The organism is Pseudomonadota bacterium (assembly GCA_022572885.1).
In the GTDB taxonomy this organism is placed as follows: Bacteria; Pseudomonadota; Gammaproteobacteria; order Steroidobacterales; family MnTg04; genus MnTg04.
Genome location: JACZVC010000022.1, coordinates 19,906 through 45,781 on the forward strand (window position 1 = coordinate 19,906; position 25,876 = coordinate 45,781).

A 25,876-nucleotide genomic window follows, 5' to 3' on the forward strand; every position below is an offset into this window, starting at 1 on the left:
CAAAGCGGACACTCAAAATTTCCCTCTAGTGGATCGACTTCGACCACAATTTGGTGAGATTTCATCTAATTTGGTCCTTCGAGGGCCCCATTCTAGGTAGAATCCGGCTTATCTCTGACTCTCGTATACGGGGGGAGGCATGACCTCAGTCTGGGCGGAGTTAAGACGACGCAACGTCGTTAAGGTCGCGGTGGCCTATGCCATCGTGGGCTGGTTGCTGGTGGAAGTTGCCTCCGTCTTGTTCGAGACTTTTGAAGCGCCTGCCTGGGTCATGAAGGTCTTCGCGACCGTCATTATCATGGGGTTCCCGCTGGCTATGTTTTTCGCGTGGGCGTACGAGCTTACACCCGAGGGCCTGAAAAAAGAAAAGGATGTCGATCGCAGCCAGTCCATCACTCACCTAACCGGACGAAATATCGATTACCTCATTATCGCGGCACTGGTTTTGGCGCTGGGTTTCTTCGCTTTCGACAAGTTCGTGCTCGACCCGTCGCGGGACGCTGAACTGGTACAGGCGACGACCGAAGCCGTAACCGAGCAGGCGGCCGAATCCGGGAAATCAGAGATTCCTGATAAATCCATCGCCGTCCTGGCCTTCACTGATTTAAGCCCCGAGGCGGATCAGGAGTATTTTTCCGATGGCATCTCCGAAGAACTGCTGAACGTCCTGGCCAAGATTCCTGGTCTCCGAGTGGCGGCGCGTACCTCATCATTTCAGTTCAAGGGCGAGAACCGGGACGCTATTGAAATCGGCCAGCAATTGAATGTGGCCTTGGTTCTGGAAGGCAGCGTCCGCAAGGCGGGCGTTCAATTACGTATCACCGCCCAGCTTATCGATGCCAGTACCGGCTTCCACCTTTGGTCGGAAACCTATGATCGGGAACTTGTAAATATCTTCGCGGTGCAGGACGAGATTTCGGCAGCCATCGTTGGGGCCCTAAAGGAACATCTGGGACTCGAAGTCGAGGCAGCACCCCGGGTGGTCGCAGCAGCAAATACCGAGGCCCATAATGCTTACCTGAGGGGTCGGTATCTGGTGGCCCAACGCGGGCGGGCCGGCGTTGAGGGAGCGGTTGGCGAGTTTGAAAAGGCAATAGCGTTCGACCCCGAATATGCGCTTGCCCATGCTGAGTTGGCTATGGCCACCCTCTTGCTGATTCAGCAGGCCGGCCTACCTGTCACCGAAGCCATTGCCAGGGCCGTTCCCCATGCGGAGCGAGCGATGGATCTTGATCCGACCCTCGCTGAAGCCCAAGCCGCCATCGGTTTTGTCTTGCTAGAACAGGGGAATCTGGAAGAGGCCTTGACACACTTCGAGCAAGCCATCCAGATCAACCCCAACTATTCCATCGTCTATACCTGGATGGGGAGCATCCTCGGTGGCGACCTCGGAGTCTATGCCGAGGGCTTTACCAGGCAGGAGACCGCGCTGCGTCTCAATCCGCTGTCGGTACCGGCCAGGTACAACTATATTCAACTGCTGATCAACCGAAACCGGCTCGCCGAGGCCGACCGGGAACTGGAAAAGTTTGCTTCCATCGCCCCGGGGGCTTATGCGAGTGTGCGTGGCTTCCGGACATCCGTCGGCGGGAAATGGGCCAATAGAGTCCTGGCCGGCCTGGATGCCTTGCGGATCAATCCGGAGAGTGTGTTCGGGCGGAACGATTTGACCCAGCCGTTCGCCGCCATCGGCCTCGGAAAAGAAGCCCTTGCCATTTCAGAGGCACCACTACCCGATGTACTAAGAGTGTTGGGCAGACCCGAAGACGCGGTCACTACTGCACAGGCGCGCCTTGCTGAGGACCCGGATTCGCTCAGAGCCCGCAGTGATCTAGGGCTGGCGTTTGCCAGCGTCGGTGATTATGTCCGGGCCCGGCCTATTCTGGAGGAGATGTGGCAACGAAGCGGTGGGCGGGTTACGTTCACCGGTCTGTTTCAAGCCGATAACGCGGCAGCATTGATCGCCATCCGCCGCGATGCCGGTGAAGAGGCTGAAGTCGGCGAACTCCTGGCAGCGATAAAGGACAATGTGCGCCGTTATCGAGAGGCCGGGGTCATCAGAGCCAAACTTTACCTCAGCGTTGACTATGAAGAGGGTCTTGCCGACTATCTGGCCGGCGAGCGCGAGAGAGGCCTCGCGCTGATTGCCAATGGGTTGGAAGACGGGTATTTCATCCGGTCCAATGAAGCCTATCTGAAAGTGCTTTATGACGATCCGGGATTTGCCCCCATCCTCGCAAGCCAGGAAGCCCGACAGGCCCGAGAGCGCGATAGATTCCTCGCCATCGTCTGCACCGACAATCCGTACGCGGCAGTCTGGCAACCGGCCGAGGGAACCTGCGAACGGTTTGCGGCGGAGGGTGGAAATTGACTCTTTGTAATGTCCGCTATTGGCCGAAAGCGGACTGTCAAAAATCGGCTTTTCCTGAAATCGAACGTCCGCTTTACCCGCGGAAGCGGACATTCAGCTAATATTGCCACGAAGGGCCGCTAACGACCCAAAGCGGACATCCGGCACGCTGGTTTAGACTTCGAGGGACTCATTAAGCGATAGCAGCAGGACACCGTCGAGGGATTCACCGAGTGACTCGCCGGCCCCTTACTACTCAGCAGCAAAAAAACAGATATCCACAAAGACACGCGCAAATCTTTTCGATCCTTCGCAGCGTCCCTCAGAGCCCAGCCAGAGCGACCCCAGCCCCACAAGCCCAGCGGATTCGGGGAACGTCGATCTGGGGCCATTCTCAGGCCGCTGAGAGGGTATTGTGTGACAGAGTGTGACCACGCCAGGCTACAGGCATTGAATAGCCTTAAAGGTGCCGAGAGAAGCACTCAGACTCAGGGTCGAAAGAAGGTAGGACGGTCGGCGCTGGACACCTTATCTATATACAGGCTGATCGCTCTGAGATTTCGCGAGGGGGCCAGGGGGGGAGATTCGGGCATTCGATTCTCAAGTTGGGGTGACAGAAATTTTTGCCAAAACTAATCGAGTCCCATAATGTCTTTTGATCCAAGGCGGCCATTAGCAGCCCTCGAAAAACGAAATGCTTTAATATATCGGGTCGGCGCGCAATTCAGACCACGCAACTTTCTCAACAAGATCTGGCGCAAACTTTGCAACAACTGTGTGGATAACATCGCTGTACCAGTCAGGCGCAAAGGGGCTAATGATGACTCTGTCGAGTGTGATATCAGGATTCCAGTCCATTTCGTGTCCCTTTGGGGACAGTCCACTACCGCTGGAACCCAATAGCATATCGGTTTCTTCTTGAAGCCACCGGAAGAGTCGAATTTCCTGTTCATGCTTAAATGCAAGACGTTTATGCATAATTGGCTGTAACCAGTTTTCATCAGGTAGAAGTTCTGAACCGTAATCGAGGTAGTTGACAGCACCCAATCGCGTTGCAGCATCTGTGATCGAGTCGTTCAGTCTACCAAACGTCGTCATCATCGCTACACCTTCGTTTTGGCCACAATACAGCCGCCACATTGCCTCGGATTCGTCACCGTGCCGCCAACAGTTTATATAAGAGCTATGGATGTAAGCGAGACGCAAAGCGCGCATCCGAGGAGACACTTGTCGAGAAACCTCCTCTCTACTCAATACAACACCGTGTTTGTCGCCCATGTTCTTCATAACATCAAGCATGCGCGACTGATCGCGTTGAGGAACAGAACCTTCGAACCGGTCCCCTAACCGGTCTGCTCGGCAAAGATAAAGTTTTCGATTAGACAATGTCCAGATGAATTTAGCTAAATCTGTATAACGCCAGACCGGTACATCGCTTTCCAGTAGTGGGAATGCGGGGTGAGGTATATCTTTTTTCCAAGGAGAATTGTTATTCATCGGCTTCTGCATAAGTGTACGTGACAAGGCGACACAGCGTCACTCACGAGTGCCTATTATTGGCCGAAAGCAGACCAATTGGATACGTTCTCCGGGTTGGCGGTTGTAGTTTCAAAGTCGCCATGTACACTGATTGAGGGCATCAGAGATGCCCTGGAGAAGTTCTCCAATTGGTTCATTCCTGAGTCCCCTTCTATCTTTTCTTGAATAGGAGGCAATACCATGAACATGAGCATCTTTGTAGGACCCGCAGACTGGAAATGGCGTCGATATCGGGAAGAGTGCCGAAAGGGGGCCGTCTTCAGCACGACCTACGCAACGATTGGAATCTTCCACGTTTTCTTTTCACGTAAGATTCGGTAAGGGCCAGCGCCCGGTTCTCTCAAGGTCGTCCCATTGAGCGGCCTTGGGGGAGCCTTCGAATCGACTCAGAAACCAAAGTCTAGCTTCTCAATGGCTTCCCTTAGAGTCTCGATTTCCGGGCCTGCGGAGTAAATCGAGAAGGTGAGTTTCGAGGGTGTGTGTCCTGATATGGACTGAATGACTCGTGCGTCTACGCCAGCCCGGTCGAGAGCCGTTATAGCTGTATGTCGGAGGGTATAGAACACAACCGCCTTGTCCGTTGTGATGTTCTTGCGAATGTACCTTCCGGCTCTTTTTGAGAGTCCGTGTGACAGCTTCTTATCGTAGCCTCCCGGCTTCAATGTGGCGAATAGCTGCTCATCAGGACCACGACCGGTAGCCAGTGCTGTAACCATATCGAGGCATGCAGGGTGTATTGGAATTTGACGTATAGCATGGTCGTTCTTACCTTCGGTGATTGCTAGGAATCTGTCTTTAATGTTCACATCCTTTACCGAGAGGCGCGCAGCTTCCTCAGTCCGCAGTGCGTGGTGTAGGCAGAGCATAGAGACCTGATACAGAGGGTCGCTGTGGTCGATCTCGTGGAGTTTGTCGAGTTCCTCTGGTGTCCAGGGCCGACGCTTGGTCAGCTTGGCAGCGGAGCCACGAGTGGAGACTTTGAATTCTTGCCCCATATCGTCCCAGGGATTTACGTCTGTATAGGAACGCCGCTTGGCGAACTTGAATGCGCCGTGTAGTACAGAGATATTGGAGGCATCCGTTTTGAATGCCCTGCCCTTCGGCTTCATCACTTCGGTGACGTAGCGGAGAGCCACAGGAACGGTAACGTCCGACACAGGGCAGTTGTTTGCCCACTCAGCGAAGTTGTCGAGGTCGCGCTTTTTGCCCTTCCATGTGGAGAGCGGCAGGCGCTCTTTGCAGTCGTCGAGGTACTGATCGAACGCGCTCATGAGAGGTCTGTACTTCTCACCTTCAGTGAATGTCCGGGTGACGCTCTTGAGAGTCTGAAGGGTAGAGCCGGGGATATAGTCATGGTCGAATCCCAGGCCTTCCACGTGGCGCTCCTGCTGAGTGTGTAGAATTTCTCTGGCGGTGTCGTAGTCGAGTTCGCCGGTAGAGACCTGTCGGAGCAAGTCTTCGGCCATGCTGAATAGGGCCCGGGGGTCAAGCATCAGGTCGTCACCACCATTCTCATTCTCTATGGCGAACACCTCGGCTTCGGTCTCAGTCATAAGTTCATGCATCAGACGGTGCTTTCGCTTTTCTGCTGCCCTCACATCGGACGTACCGGTCGAGCGTGTTTTTTGAAGACGACCGAGTAGCGGCCTCCACTTGGTAGGAATAACGTATCGGACTACCCAGTTCCCGTCTTTCCTCTGATACATGTGTTTGGCCATGAGCGGTTTTTCCATTGTGTGACAAGTTATGTGACTACAATGGCATGAAGAGGAAGCAATGGCAAGGATTCTAGGGATAAGGGGCCGAAATCTCAGAAATCTCAGAGTCCGACCTTCGGCACCATCTCCCGAAAATGGCCAATGTTAGGTCTGAAGCCGCGGATTCTGCTAGCCTGCCATAACATGAACAAGCTGTTTGCAGAACTGAAACGACGCAATGTCATCAAGGTCGTGACCGCCTATGTGATCGCGGCCTGGATCTCGCTGCAGATGGCCGATATGGTGCGCGAACCGCTGGGTATGCCGGACTGGGTTTTCCAGGCAATCCTGGTCGCCTTGGGCAGCGGGCTTGTGCTGACGATTACGCTGAGCTGGATATTTGAGATCACGCCGGATGGCATCAAGAAAACACCAACCACCGGCGATGATGCCGGCAAGGGCTTTTCGACCGGGCGCAAAATAGACTTCATCATTATCGCCTTGCTGCTTGTCTCGCTGCTCGCGTTTGTCGCCAAGGACTCCTTGCTAGGGCCGCAGGAAGCGCCGCCTGCGGCAGCCGATGCGGATGCCGTGAAAAGCATCGCGGTCCTGCCCTTCGTCAGCATGAGTTCGGATATCGAGAACGAATATTTTTCCGATGGCCTGTCCGAAGAACTGTTGAATATGCTGGCCAACATCAAGGACCTGAAAGTCGCCGGCCGGACTTCGTCTTTTTATTACAAGGGGCGGGATATCGACCTGCGGGAAATCGGCAGCCAGCTCAATGTCAACCATGTGCTCGAAGGCAGTGTCAGAAAATCCGGCAATCAAGTACGCATTACCGCCCAGTTGGTCAGCGTGGCGGACGGTTATCACGTTTGGTCGGAGACTTATGACCGGCAACTCGACGATATTTTCAAAATCCAGGAAGAAATCGCGCGCGCCGTGACCGCCGCATTGAAAGTGACGCTGCTGCTCGAGGAGGACCAGGCGCTGGCGACGCAGCAGGCACTCAACCCGGCAGCGCACAGCATGTACCTGATCGCCCGCAGCCGCCAACGCGAGCGCGGACTGGACAATCTGGAACAGGCGATGCATTTGTTCGAGAACATCATCGAAGACTTCCCGGATTTCGCGCCCGCCTATTCGGGCCTGTCCGACTCGATCCTGTTGTTGTCGAACAATCATTTAATCATTCCCTTTGCAGAGGCTCGGGGAAAAGCCACGCCACTGATCGAAAAAGCGCTGCAACTGGCCCCATTTTCCTCGGACGCATGGACATCCAAGGGCTTCCTCGATCAGCAAATATTCGAAAATAGCGGTGACAGCGACTACCTGGCTTCAGCCGAGGCCGCTTACCTGAAAGCACAAGAGCTGGACCCGAATAATGCACAAGCCCTGTACTGGCACGGCATCCTGATGGACGCCACGGGTAATTACAAGGCCGCGATCGAGATGTTCCGGCAATCGCTGAAACTGGATCCGCTGGCGCGTATTCCGCGTTATCGCCTGGCATTGGACTACCAGCAGGCGGGCCATTTCGACGAGGCCCGCGCGGCGCTGGAAGAATCCTTCCGCCTGTACCCGGATTTCACGACCGCGAAAGCGGCGATCGGCACCCTCGAACTCAGCCTCGGCAATTTCGAGGCCGCCGAATCCATCCTGCTCGAGATTGCCGATTCTCCGGCCGGCGGCGACGCCAATATCTATTTCAGCCTGTTTGCGGTTTATTCAAACGTCGGCGAATACCAGTTGGCGCTAGACGCGATCGAGAAAGTGCCGCCGAGTCCGCTGAAAGACGGCGTTAACAAGTTACTGGCGGCGCAGCAGTCGCACGATATCGGTGTCTTGCTGGCGACCACCGCCGAACTTGCCGCAAGCGACGGGTCACCGCTCCAATGGAAGATCCTGGCGGCGCAGGTCGAATACCTGGCCGGCGATTTCGAAAAAAGCCGGCAGCGGCTGGCAAAGGATTATCCCGTTTTGTTTAGCGAGAATCCGGAGATCAACCTGCAGAGAGTTCTCCCGGCAACCATTGCGGCCGCGGCGCTGAAGAAGCTGGGCGAAACGGAACAGGCCGATCGCCTGTTGCAACTGGCCCAGGCAATCTACGAGTCGAAATGGCCGGACTACCAACCATCTGGTGTGCACTACCGCCTGGCCGAACTGCTGGCGATCAAAGGCGACAAGGACGCGGCCATGCGGCATTTGCAGGCTGCTTATGACGAGGGATTCCGCCTGCTGTGGACGGATTTTAGCTACCCGATGGATGGCAACCCCTATTTCGGAGAATTGCTGGCCGATCAGCGCTTTGTCGCGCTAGTCGAAAAAATCCGGGTGCACAACGAACAGGCCCGCCAAAGAATTGTCGCCGCGCATGCCCAAAGCGAGCAGGCATAACCGGCCATGAGCGGGCTGTTTACAGAACTGAAGCGACGCAATGTTTTCCGGGTTGCGGTCGTCTACGTGATCGCCAGCTGGATCATCCTGCAGGTCGCGGATGTCATGGCCGAGGCGCTGACGCTGCCCGACTGGACCCTGGGGCTGATCGCCACCTTGCTGATACTCGGTTTTCCGGTCGCGGTGATCCTGGCGTGGGCGCTGGAAATAACACCCGAGGGCATCAAGCGCCAAAAACACGTGGACCGCAGCCAGTCGATTACCGGCGAGACCGGCAAGAAAATCAACCAGGTCACCGTTATCCTGCTGGCAGTGGCCGTGGGCTTCCTGCTGATCGAGCGTTTCACGCAACAACAGCCAGCGTCGGAATCAGCGGTCGAATCGCCAACGGAACAATCCACGGTCAGCGCGCCGGACCGGTCGATCGCCGTGATTCCGTTTGCCTCGAGGGGAGGCGATGGTGCGGATGACAGTTTCGCCGAAGGCATCCATGACGACCTGTTGACCCAGCTCGGCAAGATCGGCGCGCTGAAAGTCATCTCGCGCACTTCGGTCATGCAATACAAGGACACAAAAAAATCGATACCGCAGATCGCCCGCGAGCTCGGTGTTGCGACGGTGCTCGAAGGCGGCGTGCAAAGGGCCGGCGACCGGATCAGGATCAACATGCAGCTGATCGATGCGCAGACCGACAAGCACCTGTGGGCGGAAACCTACGACCGCGACCTCAGCGTCACCAGCATTTTCGATATCCAGAGCGATATTGCCCATGCGGTGAGCCGCGCCTTGAAGGCCAACCTGACTTCTGATGAGGAAAACCGCCTGGCCAGCCTGCCGACCAGCAGCCTGGCCGCCTATGACGCCTTTTCGCGCGGCAAGTTACTACTGCCAAACAGAACCACGGCGGCGCTAAAACAAGCGGAGGGTGCTTTCCGCGAGGCGATTGCGCTGGATCCCGAATACGCCGAGGCCTACACGGCCCTGGCCGATACGCTGAGTCTGCAGGTGGATTATTCCGGTCTCAGGATCGACGATTACCTGGCCGAGGTGGAAAGCATCGTCGAAAAGGCGCTCGACCTCGACCCACTGCTCGGTGAAGCGCATATCGCGCAGGCGACCTGGCTGGGTTACAACGACTCCGCGGCAGCACGAGAAAGCTATGCCAGGGGGGTGCGCCTCAGCCCGGGTTATGCCCAGGGCCACCAATGGTACGGCAACACGCTTTCAAATGCCGGGCAGATCGATAAAGGCATCGCGGAACTGCGTATCGCCCATGAACTGGATCCAGGATCGGGCATCATTACCAGCAACCTCGCGGAATTCCTGCACCAGGGCGGGCAAGCTGAAGAAGGCTGGGCTTTATGCAACGAGTTGGTCGCTCAGCGGCCGGCCTACTCACGGGGCCACAACTGCCTGTTGACGCTGGCCTGGTCCGAGGGACAGATCGTCGATGCCATCGGACACAACCGCCGTACATTGGAACTGGCTCCGGGCAATGTCCTGTTGTATTCGTTTCATGGAGCCATGCTCAACGAACTGGGTTTGCATGAAGAAATCGCGTCCTGGTTTGCCGCGCAGCCCGCCACAATAAAAGGAAATGCGAACGTTCGCGCGGGCGCGGGAATCGCCTTCTACTACCAGGGGCAGCATGAAAAGGCGCTGGCTGCAGCCAGGGAGGCCCTGGAAATCGACCCGCGCTCAATGGGGGCCATGTCATTGCTGGCCGCCCTCGATCTGGACGATCAACGAAACCTGGGTGCGCTCGAAGCCCTGTCATCGGTATTTGTAAACCTGGCCGGGGCCGATCCGGAAATTGACGCCACTATCGCCGAGCAAGCCATGCTGCTTTCTGCTTTGATGATGCAAGCCGGGCGGACCGGGCAGGCGCAAGAAATTGCCACCGCAGCCGAGACAACATTGCGTCACATGCATGGTTTTATTCCCTTTTACTATGCACAGGCATTGATTCTACTTGGCCGCGAATCTGAGGCAGTGGATGCCTTGCGGCGTGCGATCGGCAACAAATCGATGGGTGCCGCACGCTGGAATGTGTTGGCCAGCCCGATTTTCGAAACGGTCCGCGGTAAACCGGAATACCGGGATATTTTTGCTGCGATCGAGAGCCACCTTGCGCAGCAACGCGAACTCTATCTCGCCAGTCTTGGTAGTCACTAGGGTTTGTCAGCGAACATGAAATTCTGCAGCGACTGTGGCCAGCCCGTCGTGCAGAAAGTTCCGCGAGGTGACACTCTCCCCCGCCACATCTGCGAAAGCTGCGGAACCATTCATTACCAGAACCCGAAGATGGTCGTAGGATGCGTGACCGAACATGCGGATGGCCGCATCCTGCTTTGCAAACGCTCTATCGAGCCGCGCCTGGGTTACTGGACGGTGCCTGCCGGCTTCATGGAAAACGACGAGACCCTGGAACAAGCCGCCGCCCGGGAAACCCGTGAAGAAGCGCTGGCAACGGTGGAAATTCTCGATCTGTTTGCCGTTGTCAATGTCACCCGCGCGCGCCAGGTCCACCTGTTTTTTCGCGCTCGCATGATCGGCGATGAATTCGGCGCCGGCGACGAGTCGCTGGAGGCCGCCTGGTACCGGGAGCAGGATATTCCCTGGGAGGAGATCGCCTTTCGCAGCGGCGAATTCGCGTTACGCCGGTTTTTCGACGATCGCAAAAACTCGCGCACCGGCGTTCACATCACGGAGGTCAGGCGGGTTAATCCCTGAATCCTGTTTGTAGAAACCACTAATTGTGGCAGAATAACGCCGGTCGCGGTTCACTTTTCCTGTGGAGCAAGCAATGACTTTCGTGGTAGTCGAAAGCTGCATCAAGTGCAAATACATGGACTGCGTCGAAGTGTGTCCCGTGGATTGCTTCCACGTGGGGCCCAACATGCTGGTCATCGACCCGGAAGAATGCATCGACTGTACGCTTTGCGAGCCCGAGTGCCCGGTCGAGGCGATTTATTCGGAAGAAGAACTGCCGGAGGGGCAGGAAAAAATGCTCGCCCTCAACGCCGAGCTGTCTGAAAAATGGCCGGTCATCACCGAGATGGGCGAACCGCCCGAGGATGCGGCCGATTGGGAGGATAAGCCCGACAAGCTGCAGTACCTGGAGCGTTGATGGCACGAGCCGTGCGCCAGGCGCTGGTTTATCGGGCGTTATGGATCGCCGCGAGCTGGTCGAGACGCTCCAGCAAGGCGTGGGGGGGCAAGTAACCGGCGATCAGATCGCCGTTGGCGGTAACGGTGGCCGGCGTCCCGCGAAAACCGATCCCTTGTCCCAGCTTGTAGGATTCCTGTACCGGCGTATCACACTGAGTCGGCTCGATGGTTTTACCCAGTTTGGCCAGGGTCAGCGCTTCCCGCCGATCATCGGCACACCAGATATGATTCGCGATATGCCAGGACTTCGAACCCGGCCCATAGCGTGGGTACAGCAAATAGCGCACCGCGATACCCAGTTTATTGATGGCGGCAATTTCCGCGTGCAGTTTGCGGCAATAGCTGCAGTCGGTGTCGGTAAAAACCGTGATCGTGTGTACCGGGTTTTCACCGCCAAAAACGATCATGTTGTCTTCGCCGAACGAGTCGATAGCGATCTTCCTGGCCTGTGCGCGTCGCTTATCGGTCAGATTTTCATGGTTCTCAAGATCGACGATATCGCCTTCCATGAGGAAGCGGCCATCCGCACTCAAATAGATTACCTGCGAGCCGATGATGACCTCAAACAACCCGGGTATGGCGGCATCACGTATGTTGTCGATTTCGAGATCCCAGCGCTCGGCGATTGCCTCGCGTTGCTGCTGGCTTTGCCCCACGGCGTCGTTTTCGGCGGCCGATAGCGAGCCGCCGGCCAACAGACCGGTCAGACCAAAGGCAATCAGAAATCTGGCAATGTTCAATATTTTCTCCACCTGTGCCGGGCAATATTTATGACTGCGAGGCAGTCTGCGGGTTCCGCAAAACGCATCCGGCAGGCGGGCGAATATTAGCAGAAGACAGGTGGATAAACTTATCCGCGAGGATGATGGCGGCCGTGCAATTCCTTGATCCGCTCGCGGGCGACATGCGTGTAAATCTGCGTGGTCGACAGATCGCTGTGTCCGAGCAGCATTTGCACGACCCGCAGATCGGCGCCGTGATTCAGCAAATGCGTGGCAAAGGCATGGCGTAGAGTATGCGGAGACAATTTGCGGCCAAAGCCGGATTTTTTCGCATAGCGGCGAATGATGTGCCAGAAGGCTTGCCGCGTCATACAGGACCCTCTGCGGGTCGGGAAAATCGCATCGGTCTGGCGCTCCAGCAATATTTCCATTCGCGGACCGTCGATAAATTCCTGCAGCCAGCGCTGTGACTCTTCGCCAAGCGGTATCAGCCGTTCCTTATCGCCCTTGCCGACGACCCGGATAACGCCCTGGTTGAGATTCACCTGGCCGATGCGCAGGTTGATCAGTTCCGAGACGCGCAGGCCGGTCGCGTACAATACTTCGAGCATTGCGCGATCGCGATGACCCAGCGCATCGGTGACATCCGGAGCCTCCAGCAGCGCTTCGACTTCTTCCTCGGTCATGGACTGGGGCAAGGCGCGGCCGACCTTGGGCATGGCAATCCTGGCGGTCGGATCGTCGTCGACTTCGCCTTCACGGACCAGGTAACGGAAAAAGCGGCGGAAACTGGATAATTGCCTCGCCGTCGATCTCGGTCTGGCGCCGCTTTTTGCGCGCCAGGCCAAAAAAGCCAGCAGGTCGCTGCGCGTGGCTGCTGAAAGCTTTACGTCCTGTTCTTCCAGCCAGCGACTCAGACATAGGATATCGGCCCGATATGCCGCCAGCGTATTGACGGACAGACCGCGCTCCATCCATATGGCATCGAGAAATCTGTCTATGGTCTTCTCCGGCGCTTCCAGTCCGGCGTAGATTTGATGCTTGTTTTCGGCCTTTAGCGACAAAGTCGACATTACTCACTTGCTCCCTGTCTCGCAACCGCGCTCCATGCGCAAGCCGGCGCACCAGCAATTGGCGTCCGGCCGGGTACCCGGTTTTTTGCCCGGGCTTAGAGTGCGAAACGGGCTGCGTCCTTGCTGCCCGTCCGCGTGAGCCAGTATGGGGTTGTGGGCTCTGCGGGGGCCGTGACAGCGGTCACAAATCGGCTAATCGATTAACATAAAGTGATGCAGTTCACAGTTTCCGCGAGCATGTCAGCGCCGCTTGTTCATGAATCGTCGCGATGATTGCCCAAAGCATTGTTTGCACATGGGATTTTCTGACCGAGCGGAATATCCGCGGGTATTTCCGAGGGAGGAAAAACTGCTGTGCGGACACGACTCGAGCAAGGGCGCGAGCGCATTCATGAATAATTCGGGCTAGACTGCGCCACGATGAAAAAGCTGATTCCACATTTGTTCCAGGTTGTCTTCGGCCTGTACATGTTGCTCGTATTTATCGTCCTGCTGATATCGCTGTTCCCTTTTCTGCTGATTCTGCCCAGGCTGGCCTGGCGGAGAAGCATGGCACGCGCGCTCAGCAGCCTGGTATTTTTTCTTTGCGGCATGAAAATAACCCTGCGTGGCCTGGAAAACCTGCCCGACACTGCTTGCGTGATCGTTGCCAACCATGCGAGCTACCTGGACGGCGTTATCCTGACCGCCGCACTACCGCCCGATTTCGCGTTCGTGATCAAGCGTGAAGTCACCCAGGTGCCTTTTGTCCATTACCTGCTCAGGAGTATCGGTTCGGAGTTCGTCGAGCGTAACAAGAGCGGGGCCAAGACGAGGGACAGCCGCAGGCTGCTGCAAAAAGCCGCTGCCGGATTGTCGATGGTTTTCTTCCCCGAGGGTACATTCCGCCTGGAACCGGGGCTGCTACCCTTTCACAACGGTGCGTTTACGGCGGCGGTCAGAGGCGGATTGCCGCTGGTCCCGGTGATCATCCGCGGCGCGCGCCGGATACTGCCGGCAAAGGCTTTCTGGCCGCGCTGGGGAAGAATTGAAGTCGAGGTGCTGGCGGCTCTCGACCCACCCGGGACCGGCGGCCAACATCGCTTGAAAGAAGCGGCCCGCCTGGCCATGCAGGCAAAGCTGGGTGAACCACTGGTGGAAAAGCGTTAAGGTGCGTTGCGTAGTCCGGCCCTGGTATTGGCCGCATCGCGGCGATCCGCGACATAGGACTTCCATCCCTTTGCCTGCTCCCGAATGTTGCGCTTGCAACTCGATCTCGACGCACGATCGAGCGATGAATCGGCGGCCGAATACCGGTCCATTTCCGCGTTGGCAACGCCCTTCATCAGGTAAGCCGAGCAAATCTCTTTCAGACCGCCTTTTTCGATCGCGTCGTCAGCCGCATTGACGACTTCCCGCCAGTTGGCCTTTTCCATGAACAACTGCGCTTTCTGGTAATAAAATTCGCCGTCATCGCTCATTGGGCCAAGCCGGTCGATGACCGAAATTGCCTTGTCGAACTCGCGCGCGGCTGTCCATGCGCCCAGCAGCATTTCCAGTCTCTTCTGGGTCCCCTGTATCCGACCGCGATTGATTTCCGTATCCAGGATCTTACCGGCCATAAAGGGGTTTTCGAGAAACAGGTTCATGCGAACCAGGTTCACCAGGCGATCTTCCTTTTCCAGCAAGCCCTTCTGGTAAGCAAGCATCATCGCGGCCAGCGCGTGGCTGTCTTGCCTGAGTTCCTGGTAGGCGCCGGCCAGCATTTCCCAATAACGGGCCTTGTTCGGCCAGTAGCGAATGACTGTTTTCAAAATATTGGCGGCGTTCTGGTATTGAGCAAGCTCATAAAAAATCGCCAGCTCGAGCTGATACCAGCCTTCCACCGGTTTTTCGGGCTGCGCCTCGATCGCCTTTTTTACCCACGGCAGGGCATCGCGATATTTTTCGAGCTGCGCGTAAGAAGAACCGATCAGTATCAGCGCGGCGCCCGGCGGCTGTTTCTCGATACACAGCCATTTCATCATCATGTTGATGGTGTCCTGGTACCGGCCCTGCGACGCGTACAGGCTGGACAGCGAATACATCATGCCCTTTTGTGCCGAGTCCGGCAGCGCATCCAGGGCAATGGCTTTCTCAAAGTGAGGAATGGCCAGGTCGTAGTTATTCTTGCCACCCATCTGCGCGAGAATAAACCCGAAGGTCTGCTCGATCTGCGACTGCTCGTATGGGGTAAAACCACCCTTCGCCGCCAAAACCTGGAGCCTCTGCCTCGCTTGGGGAAGTTCGTTGTTGCCTAGCAATTCGTGAACCACGCTCAGCCGCCGGTAGGTGCGTTCGTCCATCGCGGTCTGCCGGGGTTTGCGCTCCTCGGTCGGACAGGAATACTGCTGGGCCAGCGCCGGCGTGCTGTTCAGCATCAGTAAAGCGGCAATAAAAACCGGCAGCCACCGGTAATGCGGCAGTCTGCCCTTCATTCCAGCGGCTCCATTCTGAACACTATTGTTGTGCTGGCGCGACGCTGCACCGGCACGCCATCGATGATTCGTGGTTTGTATTTCCAGCGATAAATCGCGCGCAGGGCCGCCCGGTTAAAAATTCGCCTCGGTTCCGATTTGATCACGCTGGCATTGGAAACCGTGCCATCTTCCATAATCGTAAACTCGATCTCCACAAAGCCTTCGGTGCCCGCCATCAGCGCATCGCGCGGATATTGCGGATTGATCCTGACTATGGGAATCACATCGCCATCCGAGCCTATGTCGCCCGGGTTCCAGGCGCCGAGAAACGGCCCGCCGCCAGCACCGAGGGAAATATCGACATTCGGGGTTTCCATCCGCATCGGAGTCTGTGGCGGCTTGTCCTGTTTCGCGACCTTCAGCCTGGGAGGTGGCGGAGGTTTTTTCGGCGGCTCTGGTTCTTTCGGTTTCTGCCGCTGCTTGATATTGGTAATATCATCCTGCCGTATCCGTATAAATTCCACGACCTTGCCGCCACTGTCGTCTTTTGCAAAGCCTCTGCCGCCCGAGATCAGCGTACTCATCAGCAGGAACAACAACAATCCCATCACGGCGCCCGCACCTAATGACATGAGGTAGCGCATCTCAGTTCCCCGCTTTCCTGGCGGCAACCATGATATTGGCGACTCCACCAAGCCGAACCTGATCCATCAGATCGATCAAAACGCCGGTCGAGGCTTTTTCATCGGCAATAATAATCACGCTGCTTTCCGGTATCTCGGCAACGGCGGATTCCACCATGGCCCGGATTTGCGCCAGATCGATCTGGCCTTTGTTCATCCAGACCTGATCGAACTCGGAGATCGCGATCAGGATGTTGCCACGCGCATTCGGCATCGCTGTCTCGGCCTCCGGACGATTGGGGTCGATCCCCGTTTCCTTGATAAACGAGGTCGTCACGATGAAGAAGATCAACATGATAAACACCACATCGAGCATCGGCGTGATGTTGATCTCGGTTTCTTCTTCCTGGGTTGCGTGTCGTCTTGCCATGTTGTTAGGTTTGAGTCCTCATCTCGTGCCAGGTTCCCCCTGATCGCCCAGCGCTCAGCGCGCCGCCGCAGCCAGCGATACCGTTTGGGCGCCGGCCACCCTCGCCTGATCGATAACCCGGACCAGCAGACCGGCATCCGATTCGCGGTCCGCGATGATGACCACCGGCGCATCGGCTTTGGCGGCCAGGCTGCTTTCGATATTGGCACGCACGGCGCGGATATCGATGGTCCGGCCCTGAATCACTATTTTGCCGGTCTTTTCAATCCTGATAGCAATAACCTCGGATATCTTCTGTTCTTCTTTCGGTTGATTGGACGGCCGATTCAGGTCTACGCCGATTTCCGAGACAAACGAAGTCGTCACAATGAAAAAGATCAGCATGATAAACACCACGTCCAGCATCGGCGTGATATTGATCTCGGCGTCTTCTTCGCGGTGACTTATTTTACGTCGCATGTTTTAACCTTGGTGATACAACCCCTAGTGATGCAATAACAAGTCTTCGGCTTGCTCAATCTCGGCATTCGCCTTGTTTTCGAGGAAAGTCACCAGGTAAACCCCGGACAGGGCTGCGACCAGACCCGACATGGTCGGAATGGTCGCCGCCGATACGCCACCCGCCATCAGGCGCGCGTTGCTGGTGCCGGTAATTGCCATGACGTCAAAGACCTGGACCATGCCAGTCACTGTCCCGAGCAAGCCCAGCAAGGGCAGCACCGCCATCAGCGTCTTGATCAGCAGCAGGTGTTGCTTCGCTTCCAGGGAAATATCCGAAATCAGCATTTCGCGAATACGCCGTGCATACCATGAGGTGGTGTCTTCACGATTGTCCCATTCCTCCTGGACCAGGCGGACTCGTTTTGGCATCTCGCCGTAGAAATACCAGAGCCGTTCTATGATGAACGTCCACATCAGGATCGTGACGACCAGGATGCCGTAGAGTACGTCCCCCCCGGCCTCAAAGAAGTCGCGGATTACGTAGAATGGCTCCAGCAACAAACTCATTTAATAAGTCTCTTGCTCTGAGTGACGCGCGATCATGCCGGCGCTCTGCTCTTCGAGTATCTCGACCAGCGCACGGCTCTTGGCAGCCACCAGGCTATACAGCAGCACCAGCGGTATGGCGACGACCAGACCCATCACGGTCGTCATCAGCGCCTGCGAAATACCGCCGGCCATCAGCTTTGGATCGCCGGTGCCGAACAGGGTAATCATCTGAAAAGTTTCGATCATGCCGACGACCGTTCCCAGCAGACCCATCAGCGGGGCGACCGCGGCCAACACCTTGATCGTCCCCTGGCGTTTCTCGAATTTCGGGGTCTCCTTGAGTATCGCCTCGTCAAGCTTGAGTTCCAGGGTCTCGGTGTCGATCTCCTTGTTCTGGTGATAAACGGCAAGGATACGGCCCAGGGCATTGTCTTCGTTGGGTTCAGCGCTTTTGAGCTGCCGGCGCACTTTCGTGCTCGCCCCGGACAGGAACAGCCAGCGCTCGATGGAAACCAGGAAACCAAATATGCCAAGGACAATAATGACATAGCCGACGGTGCGGCCCTGCTCGATTCGCTCACGGAAAGTCGGCGCATTGATCAGCAGCTTCAGCAGTGAACCAAAGCTGGGGTCGACCGCCATCGCAACGGTCCCCGAGGTGGCGTCAAACAGATCGCCCGCCATGTTGCGGAAGCGGCCTTTGGGCTGCCGCGGCAGCACCTTGATGCTCTTGGTGCCCGGCTCATAGGTCAGAAACTCGTCGCCGGTAATCAGGTTGAACACGCCGACCCTGACGACCTCGGCATCGGAGAAGGTTCCATCCGCATTGACGATCCGGGTTGTGAAACGAACGATTTTGGCCGATTCGATCATTTCATTGAGCATCAGGACCCGCAAATTATTCAAATCCTCGATCGATGGCAAACCCTTGATTTGCGCGAGACGGGCAGCGAGCGCCCCGCGATCCGGATATTGTGCGGACACCATCGACGCATCGATCGTGCCTTTTACATCGCCGGCAACCTGGCGGACCACACCAAACATTTCGCCCATGTTGCCGCTCTGAATACGGAATTTGTCCTGCAAATCTTCGAGTTGCCGCTCATTGTTGTCAAACAAGGCCTTGAGCCGTTCCGCCTGACGTTGGGCGGCGTCTCGATCGGCCTTCGCCTGCCGCAACAAGGCGCGCTGATTGTTGCGTTCCGTCTCAAAACGACGCAGGCGTTCCTGGTTCTCCCGGCTCACCTTGCGGGCTTCCTGTTGCGAGTTCCGCAGCAATTCATCCATCGACGCAGCCGATTCCCGGACCAGCACCTCAGCCGCTGTTTCCGCGGCCGCCACCGGCGCCGTTTCCTGGGCCAGCGCCGATGCGCCCACCAACAGGCCTGCAACCAGGGAAATCGATAATATTTTTATGCTGGTCATTGTGCGTTCTCCGGCGCCGGCACGGGTAATTTCAACAGGTCAGGCGCGGCCTGCTTTTTGGCAATACGCAGACCTTCGGAAATGGGCTTGCGATACTCATCGCCCAGTGCTTCCCACTGGCGCGTATTCTTGTTCCAGAAACCGGTATCCTGCCGATCCGGCGTCTGGTAGGCGAGCAGAATCCTGCCGACCCGGAGGAAATTGACCTCACGGATCTCGCCATTGATTTCCAGGCTGTCAACGGTGAATTCGGTGTCCTTACCAAACGAGGTTTCGATCTGGTAAGCATTCATGATCTGGCGGAATTTCTCGGATATCGTCAGTTCAGAACTATCCATATTGGTACGCAGCATATCGATTCGATTCTCGCGCTCTGCCATGTTGAACGGTATGTCCAGATGGATAAACTTATCCAGCGTTTCGATCATGCTGCCCATCAGCGGGATAATCCCCTGCTCCACCACGACGATGTTTTCCAGCTCGGTGGTAATCCGGTCGATTTCAGTCTGCTGACTTTTGACCAGCGTCCGCATATGCCCATTATAAATCTGGATACGATCCAGTTCCTGAATCGTCAACCGGTAGTCACCCCGGATTTCAGTGATCTGATAGTCCAGTTGCCCGATACGGGTCTGGGTCCGGACAGAGGACTGGTCCGACTTTCGCTGAACATCCAGGGCCCTGTTTAATGTGGCTTCCTGTGCGCCCAGCGTACCCGCGAACAGCACCAGCATCGCGGGCAATACCCGGTTTCCGCGGACCCGTTGGTGCGCGATCGTAGCTTTCAACATGTGGTTACCTTCTGTTTTTATAGCTTGAAAAGGCGATTTTGGCTTCGCTCTGCAGCGGGTGAATTTATCAGAAACACCCCCGAAACAAAAGCTGCATCTATCAAATCAATGGTTTACATGCTTCGACGATACTGGCCGCCGACCTGGTAAAGGGCGTGACTGATCCGGCCGAGAGAACTGATTTTCACCGTCTCCATCAGGCTGGCGAACACATTCCCGCCACGCGCCGCGGCGACTTGCAACTCTTCGAGAGCAGCGGTAAGCCGCGGTTCGTTCCGCTCGAGAAATTCGGCGGTATTTTTTACCTGCGCCTGTTTTTCTTCCTCGGTGGAACGGATTAATTGTGCTGCCGGCTTTTCCTGCGGCTCATTGTCCGCCCCGAGAAAAGTATTCACGCCAATCAGCGGCAGACTGCCATCGTGTTTCATCGACTCGTAATACAGGCTTTCGTCCTGTATTTTCCCGCGCTGGTACATGCTTTCCATGGCGCCCAATACGCCGCCACGCTCTGAAATACGCTCGAATTCCCGGTAGACCGCTTCCTCCACCAGGTCGGTAAGCTCGTTCATCGCAAAAGAACCTTGCATCGGGTTCTCGTTTTTGTTCAAGCCCAGCTCCTTATTGATTATCAGCTGGATGGCCATTGCCCGGCGGACCGATTCCTCGGTTGGCGTCGTTATGGCTTCATCGTAGGCGTTGGTGTGCAAGCTGTTGCAGTTGTCAAACAGCGCGTACAAGGCCTGCAGCGTGGTGCGAATATCATTGAACTGGATTTCCTGCGCGTGCAGGCTGCGACCTGAGGTCTGGATGTGGTATTTGAGCATCTGGCTGCGCGGCCCGGCGCCATAAATACCGTGCATCGCCCGCGCCCAGATTCGCCTGGCCACGCGGCCGATTACCGCATATTCAGGGTCCATTCCGTTGCTGAAAAAGAAACTCAGGTTCGGTGCGAAATCATCGATCTTCATGCCCCGGCTCAGGTAATACTCGACCAGGGTAAAACCATTGGCCAGGGTAAACGCGAGCTGGCTGATCGGATTCGCGCCCGCCTCGGCAATGTGATAACCGGAAATCGACACGCTATAGAAATTGCGTACGCGATTGTCGATAAAATAGGCCTGCACGTCACCCATCATGCGCACCGCAAACTCGGTCGAGAAAATGCAGGTATTCTGCGCCTGGTCCTCCTTGAGGATATCGGCCTGAACCGTACCCCGCGCTTTTTGCAACGCCTCGGCCTTGAGCTTTTCATAAACACCGGCATCGACCAACTGATCGCCACTGACACCCAGCAAGCCGAGACCGAAGCCATCGTGTCCGCGTGGCAGCTCACCATCGTAAACCGGTTTTTGCCGGTCCGCGTAAAGCGCATCTATTTTTTTCCGCGCCTTCTCGAACAGGCCGTTCTCACGCAAATAACGTTCGACATTCTGATCGATCGCGGTATTCATGAACATCGCCAGCAGCATCGGCGCCGGGCCGTTGATCGTCATCGAAACCGAAGTTGCGGGCGCCAGCAGGTCAAAACCCGAATACAGCTTTTTCATATCGTCCAGCGTAGCGACGGACACGCCTGAATTCCCCACGCGCCCATAGATATCGGGTCTTAAGTCCGGGTCTTCGCCATACAAGGTAGCCGAATCGAACGCCGTCGAAAGCCGGGTGGCCTCGTGCCCCCGGGCCAGGTAGTGAAAGCGCCGGTTGGTCCTTTCCGGAGTCCCTTCGCCGGCAAACATCCGGGTCGGGTCTTCCTGGGTTCGCCGGTACGGGTAAACACCGGCCGTATAGGGATAGAAACCCGGCAGGTTTTCCTCCATCAGGAAACGCAGGGTATCTCCCCAGCCACGGAAATCCGGTGCGGCGATTTTGGGTATCTTGATATGACTCAGCGATTCGCTGAAATTGTGCCCGCTGACTTCCTTGCCGCGCACCTGGTAACTGTATGTTTCCTGACGCAGGGCCTGTCGCCTGGCCGGCCACTCGCGCAGAAGCTTGATGCCATCGGCGCCTACCTTGTCGAGCGCGGCGTTGTAGGCCCGACGCAACTTACCAATCGAACGCTGGTCTTTTTTCGCAATCGCGGACTTGGCAAAGGCGTCGAGTTCGACTGGCAGGGCTTTGTCCTGCAGAACTTGCAGTGCCCGGTAACAAGCCTGAGCCTGATCCGCCGCGGCCGCGCGCCACAAGATTTCCTCGTGGGTCGCCCTGCCGCCGCCGGCGATCTCAGCGAGATACCGCGATCGATCCGGCGGCACGATCGCCTGCTTCCGCAGGTCGCCGGTCGGACCCGCATCCTTGCACACCCACTGACCCTGCTGGCTGTTTTCAAGGGCCGCCAGGCGCTTGCAAAGCTCCTGGAACAGGCGGTTGACGCCGGGATCGTTGAACTGGCTGGCGATCGTCGGGAAAACCGGTATATCCTCATCGGCCGTCTTGAACGCCAGCCGGTTTCGTTTCCACTGTTTGCGAATATCGCGCAAGGCGTCTTCGGAACCGCGCTTTTCAAACTTGTTGAGTACCACCAGGTCGGCGTAATCCAGCATGTCTATTTTTTCGAGTTGGCTGGCGGCGCCGTAATCGCTGGTCATCACATAGGTCGACAAATCGACAACGTCGACGATCTCGGTATCGCTCTGCCCGATGCCGGCGGTCTCGACGATGATCAGGTCGAACCCAGCGTAGCGCAACACCTGAACGCTGTCGGCCAGCACCTCGCTGGTCGCCAGGTGCTGCCGCCTGGTGGCAATGGAGCGCATGAAAACCTGGCCACCGCTCAGGCTGTTCATGCGAATACGATCGCCGAGCAAGGCCCCGCCGGTACGGCGCCGGGTTGGGTCGATAGCCAAAACCGCGATCCTGGCATCCGGGAAATGACGCAGAAAACGGTTCAACAGCTCATCGGTCAGGCTGCTCTTGCCCGAGCCACCGGTGCCGGTGATGCCGATGACGGGCGCGCGGTTGGCCGATTCTTTCCAGGTGCGGCGCAACGCGTCGAGCCGTTGCGGTTCGTCGACGGCCTTTTCGAGCAGCGAAATCGTTCGCGCCACCGCCTGGTGGTTGTCCGTAGACAGCGCGCAAGGATGGAAGTCCTCGGCCTGCCAGTTGCTGACCCGCCTGAACACATCGTCGATCATTCCATCCAGACCCATGTTCATTCCGTCCTGCGGGCTGTAGACCTTTTCCACTCCAAAGGCTTCCAGCTCACGGATTTCCTGAGGCGTGATGGTCCCGCCACCACCGACGACAATCCGTATGTGCTCGGAATTTTTTTCGCGCAGCATGTCCACCATGTAACGGAAGTATTCCATGTGGCCGCCCTGATAGGAGCTGATCGCCACGCCGTCGACATCCTCCTGGATCGCCGCGTCTACGATATCGGCCACGCTGCGGTTGTGTCCGAGATGGATAACCTCGGCGCCATGCGATTGCAGTAGACGGCGAATAATATTGATCGCCGCGTCATGGCCGTCGAATAAAGAGGCCGCGGTGACAAAACGCAACGGCGCCCGGCCGCGGGCGGGAGAGGTATCGTGAAGCTGGTCGGCAACTGTACTCATTAAAGGGATTCCGGCCTGTGCAAGGTCAACGGCTGATTATATACCGGGAATCCGCAAAGCCTGCTTTACGGGGAAATAAGGATTGATGCGTTGCAGCAATTAAAATCTGTAATGCAGTGTCGCGCGCGGATGACTATAATACCGCCCGCCTCCGGTCATGCCGCACATAACACCGGGACGCAATGCGATAGCCGTTCCTATCGATGCCTGGGAACTCACAACAAATTAACCACCCGGGCGGGCTTTGGTGGCTCCAAGCGATGCCCTTGCCCTCGAACCCGAACACGTGTGTCAGGAGATATAAATGGAATTGTTCAAAACCATGGATGAGAGAGAACACGAACAGGTGGTATTTTTTCATTGCAAGCGCAGCGGGCTGAAAGCCATTGTCGCTATTCATGACACCACGCTGGGTCCGGCGCTCGGCGGACTTCGCATGTACAACTATGATTCCGAAGATGAAGCGCTAAAGGATGTTTTGCGTCTTTCCAGAGGCATGACTTACAAAGCGGCGGTAGCCGGCCTCAACCTTGGCGGTGGCAAGGCGGTGCTGATAGGCGACCCGCAGAAAGACAAGAGCGAACAGCTGTTCCGCGCCCTTGGCCGTTTCATCGGCTCCCTCGGCGGGCGCTATATCACGGCCGAAGATGTCGGCACCAACGTCGAGGACATGGACTATATTTACGCCGAAACGGATCGCGTGGTCGGAGTTCATGAAGTCCATGGAGGCAGCGGAGACCCGTCACGATTCACCGCCTACGGTACTTTGCAAGGAATCCGCGCCTGCCTGATGAAAAAATATGGGCATGCCGAGATTGCAAAAATGAGTTACGCAGTTCAGGGCGTGGGCCATGTCGGCAGGCACCTGGTGGACATGCTGCGCGAGGAAGGCGCCAAAGTTTTTGTCACCGATATCAACGATGCAGCGGTACAGGATGTCGTTAGCAATCTGGGAGCCGAAGCGGTGCCGCTGGATGCTATTTATGACACCGACGCAGACGTTTTTTCACCCTGCGCGATGGGCGGCGCCATCAACGAAGAAACCATTCCGCGTTTGAAATGCAGCATCGTGGCCGGTAGCGCCAACAACCAGCTCGACACCGACGAGTGCGGTACGATACTTGAGAAAAAAGGCATTCTCTATGCTCCGGATTACGCGATCAATGCCGGTGGCCTGATGAATGTGGCGATCGAATTGCAGGGATACGACCGCAAGCGAGCGATCATGATGGTAAAAACGATTTACCATATCATTGGCAATATTTTCCAGATTGCCGATCGCGATGGAATCCCCAGTTGGCAGGCTGCCGACCGCCTGGCGCAAGAACGGATCAATGCGATTGCCGCAACCAAGATTCCATACACCAAGAGTTTCAAGGATCGCCTCGATGGCCGCAAACCGCACACCACCGCGATATCCTGAAACAAACACCCTGACCCGGAAAACGGTCGGCGTTTAGCCGGCCGCGTTGCGCTAAACAGGAGCATAATAGATAAGTGAGCGCCTTCAATACCCATATCAACGAAGATCTGGACCTGTTGCGCGATACCGTGCGCCGATTCGCCGCTGAGGAAATCGCGCCGCGCGCGGCCGAGATCGATCGCAGCAACGAGTTTCCAGCCGACCTTTGGTCCAAACTGGGCGATCTGGGATTGCTCGGCATGACCGTGCCCGAGGAATTCGGCGGTTCGGGCTTGAGTTACCTCGCGCATGTCGTTGCGATGGAAGAAATATCCCGCGCATCGGCCTCCGTCGGCCTGTCCTACGCCGCTCATTCCAATCTTTGCGTCAACAATATCTATCTCAACGCCAACGACGAGCAACGCGGGAAATTCCTGCCGAAACTCTGCAGCGGCGAATGGGTCGGCGCGCTGGCCATGTCGGAAGCGGGCGCCGGTTCCGATGTGATCGGATCGATGAGCTGTAGCGCGAAGAAGACCACCGGCGGCTGGCTGGCCAACGGCTCGAAAATGTGGATTACCAACGGGCCGGAAGCGCATATTTCGCTGGTCTATATGCGGACCGCGCCCGCCGAACTCGGATCGAAAACGGTCAGCGCGTTTATCGTCGAAGCGACAACCGAAGGTTTCAGCAAAGCGCAGAAGCTGGACAAGCTGGGCATGCGCGGATCCAACACCTGCGAACTGGTGTTCGAGGACTGCCTGATTCCGCATGACAACCTGCTTGGCGAGGAAAATGCCGGTACCTATATCCTGATGCGCGGCCTGGATTCGGAACGCCTGGTCCTGTCCGGCGGTCCGCTCGGCATCATGCAAAACTGCATGGACGAGGTCATGCCCTATATCCATGAACGCAAACAGTTTGGCAAGCCGATCGGCACCTTCGGCATTATGCAGGGCAAGATTGCCGACATGTACACGGCGCTGCAGTCGGCGCGCGCTTTCACTTACCGCACCGCCGAACAGTTCGATCGCGGCCAGCCAACCCGGCAAGACTCCGCAGCCTGCCTGCTATACGCCTCCGGGGCCGCGGTCGATGTCGCGCTGGAGGCGATACAGGCGCTGGGCGGCAACGGGTATATTAATGAATACCCGACCGGCCGCCTGCTGCGGGACGCGAAACTATACGAGATCGGCGCCGGTACAACCGAAATACGCCGCCTGTTGATCGGCCGCGAACTGTTCAAGGCGACCGGGCCATAAAGACAC

Annotated in this window: 20 protein-coding genes; 8 read left to right on the forward strand and 12 right to left on the reverse strand. The window is 56.8% G+C overall.

Annotated features, from left to right (window positions below; translation table 11 throughout):
• Positions 1–139: 139 nt before the first annotated feature.
• Positions 140–2,371: a tetratricopeptide repeat protein gene (locus IIA05_09235; protein MCH9027283.1), complete on the forward strand. Its 2,232-nt coding sequence runs from the start codon at positions 140–142 to the stop codon at positions 2,369–2,371.
• Positions 2,372–3,049: 678 nt separating this feature from the next.
• Here the strand turns inward: IIA05_09235 and IIA05_09240 are convergent.
• On the reverse strand, positions 3,050–3,847 hold the full coding sequence (locus IIA05_09240; protein MCH9027284.1) for a DUF2971 domain-containing protein: 798 nt from the start codon (positions 3,845–3,847) through the stop codon (positions 3,050–3,052).
• A 428-nt stretch (positions 3,848–4,275) separates the two neighbouring features.
• Positions 4,276–5,442: a tyrosine-type recombinase/integrase gene (locus tag IIA05_09245; GenBank protein MCH9027285.1), complete on the reverse strand. Its 1,167-nt coding sequence runs from the start codon at positions 5,440–5,442 to the stop codon at positions 4,276–4,278.
• Positions 5,443–5,790: 348 nt separating this feature from the next.
• Here IIA05_09245 and IIA05_09250 point away from each other — a divergent pair, with 348 nt between their 5' ends.
• The 4 genes from IIA05_09250 (at position 5,791) to IIA05_09265 (ending at position 11,116) form a co-directional block, all read left to right on the forward strand.
• Positions 5,791–7,986 (forward strand): tetratricopeptide repeat protein, encoded by a 2,196-nt coding sequence (locus tag IIA05_09250; protein ID MCH9027286.1) that lies wholly within the window; start codon positions 5,791–5,793, stop codon positions 7,984–7,986.
• A gap of 6 nt (positions 7,987–7,992) precedes the next feature.
• The gene (locus tag IIA05_09255; protein MCH9027287.1) at positions 7,993–10,161 is read left to right on the forward strand and encodes a hypothetical protein; all 2,169 of its coding nucleotides are present in this window, start codon (positions 7,993–7,995) and stop codon (positions 10,159–10,161) included.
• 15 nt (positions 10,162–10,176) lie between these two features.
• Entirely contained in the window at positions 10,177–10,719 is a 543-nt protein-coding gene (locus tag IIA05_09260) for an NUDIX hydrolase (GenBank protein MCH9027288.1), read from the forward strand.
• A 73-nt stretch (positions 10,720–10,792) separates the two neighbouring features.
• A complete protein-coding gene (locus IIA05_09265; GenBank protein ID MCH9027289.1) occupies positions 10,793–11,116 on the forward strand; it encodes a ferredoxin family protein in 324 nt (107 codons plus the stop codon).
• A 28-nt stretch (positions 11,117–11,144) separates the two neighbouring features.
• Here IIA05_09265 and IIA05_09270 read toward each other — a convergent pair whose 3' ends face one another.
• Together IIA05_09270 and xerD are read right to left on the reverse strand one after the other, a co-directional pair.
• Positions 11,145–11,897, reverse strand: coding sequence for a DsbC family protein (locus IIA05_09270; protein MCH9027290.1), 753 nt, complete (start codon positions 11,895–11,897; stop codon positions 11,145–11,147).
• Positions 11,898–12,007: 110 nt separating this feature from the next.
• Positions 12,008–12,952, reverse strand: coding sequence for a site-specific tyrosine recombinase XerD (gene xerD / locus IIA05_09275; GenBank protein MCH9027291.1), 945 nt, complete (start codon positions 12,950–12,952; stop codon positions 12,008–12,010).
• A gap of 420 nt (positions 12,953–13,372) precedes the next feature.
• On the opposite strand from xerD, the gene IIA05_09280 reads away from it, so the two are divergent.
• Positions 13,373–14,101 (forward strand): 1-acyl-sn-glycerol-3-phosphate acyltransferase, encoded by a 729-nt coding sequence (locus tag IIA05_09280; GenBank protein MCH9027292.1) that lies wholly within the window; start codon positions 13,373–13,375, stop codon positions 14,099–14,101.
• Here IIA05_09280 and IIA05_09285 read toward each other — a convergent pair.
• The 8 genes from IIA05_09285 to IIA05_09320 all read right to left on the reverse strand — a co-directional run bounded on the left by IIA05_09285 (position 14,098) and on the right by IIA05_09320 (position 23,206).
• Positions 14,098–15,408: a tetratricopeptide repeat protein gene (locus IIA05_09285; protein MCH9027293.1), complete on the reverse strand. Its 1,311-nt coding sequence runs from the start codon at positions 15,406–15,408 to the stop codon at positions 14,098–14,100. The genes IIA05_09280 and IIA05_09285 overlap by 4 nt on opposite strands.
• On the reverse strand, positions 15,405–16,034 hold the full coding sequence (locus IIA05_09290; GenBank protein ID MCH9027294.1) for an energy transducer TonB: 630 nt from the start codon (positions 16,032–16,034) through the stop codon (positions 15,405–15,407). Before IIA05_09290 ends, IIA05_09285 begins: the two co-directional genes overlap by 4 nt.
• Position 16,035: 1 nt before the next feature.
• Positions 16,036–16,443 (reverse strand): biopolymer transporter ExbD, encoded by a 408-nt coding sequence (locus IIA05_09295; protein ID MCH9027295.1) that lies wholly within the window; start codon positions 16,441–16,443, stop codon positions 16,036–16,038.
• 54 nt (positions 16,444–16,497) lie between these two features.
• Positions 16,498–16,902: a biopolymer transporter ExbD gene (locus tag IIA05_09300; GenBank protein MCH9027296.1), complete on the reverse strand. Its 405-nt coding sequence runs from the start codon at positions 16,900–16,902 to the stop codon at positions 16,498–16,500.
• A 24-nt stretch (positions 16,903–16,926) separates the two neighbouring features.
• Positions 16,927–17,451, reverse strand: a complete 525-nt coding sequence (locus IIA05_09305; GenBank protein ID MCH9027297.1) for a MotA/TolQ/ExbB proton channel family protein — start codon at positions 17,449–17,451, stop codon at positions 16,927–16,929.
• Positions 17,452–18,858, reverse strand: coding sequence for a MotA/TolQ/ExbB proton channel family protein (locus IIA05_09310; GenBank protein MCH9027298.1), 1,407 nt, complete (start codon positions 18,856–18,858; stop codon positions 17,452–17,454).
• A complete protein-coding gene (locus tag IIA05_09315) occupies positions 18,855–19,649 on the reverse strand; it encodes a DUF3450 domain-containing protein (GenBank protein ID MCH9027299.1) in 795 nt (264 codons plus the stop codon). Before IIA05_09315 ends, IIA05_09310 begins: the two co-directional genes overlap by 4 nt.
• 113 nt (positions 19,650–19,762) lie before the next feature.
• Positions 19,763–23,206, reverse strand: a complete 3,444-nt coding sequence (locus IIA05_09320; GenBank protein MCH9027300.1) for a methylmalonyl-CoA mutase family protein — start codon at positions 23,204–23,206, stop codon at positions 19,763–19,765.
• Between the two features lie 304 nt (positions 23,207–23,510).
• Here IIA05_09320 and IIA05_09325 point away from each other — a divergent pair, with 304 nt between their 5' ends.
• Both IIA05_09325 and IIA05_09330 read left to right on the forward strand, forming a co-directional pair.
• Positions 23,511–24,629 carry a Glu/Leu/Phe/Val dehydrogenase gene (locus IIA05_09325; GenBank protein ID MCH9027301.1) on the forward strand — a complete coding sequence of 373 codons (1,119 nt, stop codon included), beginning with the start codon at positions 23,511–23,513 and terminating at the stop codon, positions 24,627–24,629.
• A gap of 74 nt (positions 24,630–24,703) precedes the next feature.
• Entirely contained in the window at positions 24,704–25,870 is a 1,167-nt protein-coding gene (locus tag IIA05_09330; protein MCH9027302.1) for an isovaleryl-CoA dehydrogenase, read from the forward strand.
• The last annotated feature ends 6 nt before the right edge of the window (positions 25,871–25,876 follow it).